At 52.8% G+C, this 309-nt stretch carries 1 rRNA gene; it reads left to right on the top strand.

The features are described from left to right. Window positions 1-65 precede the first annotated feature (65 nt). A 16S ribosomal RNA gene (locus JCM17207_RS00535) occupies window positions 66-309 on the top strand; the annotation flags it as partial.

A 309-nucleotide genomic window follows, 5' to 3' on the forward strand; every position in this document is an offset into this window, starting at 1 on the left:
ATTAGGCTTTTTAAGTAAGACTAACACAAATGCAAAGGGTTGGGAGTAAGGATTCATCTAGTGGCGAACGGGTGAGTAACGCGTGAGGAACCTGCCTCAAAGAGGGGGACAACAGTTGGAAACGACTGCTAATACCGCATAAGCCCACGAGATCGCATGATCTTGAGGGAAAAGGAGCAATCCGCTTTGAGATGGCCTCGCGTCCGATTAGCTGGTTGGTGAGGTAACGGCCCACCAAGGCGACGATCGGTAGCCGGACTGAGAGGTTGAACGGCCACATTGGGACTGAGACACGGCCCAGACTCCTAC

The organism is Faecalibacterium gallinarum (assembly GCF_022180365.1).
Classification (GTDB): Bacteria; Bacillota; Clostridia; order Oscillospirales; family Ruminococcaceae; genus Faecalibacterium; species Faecalibacterium gallinarum.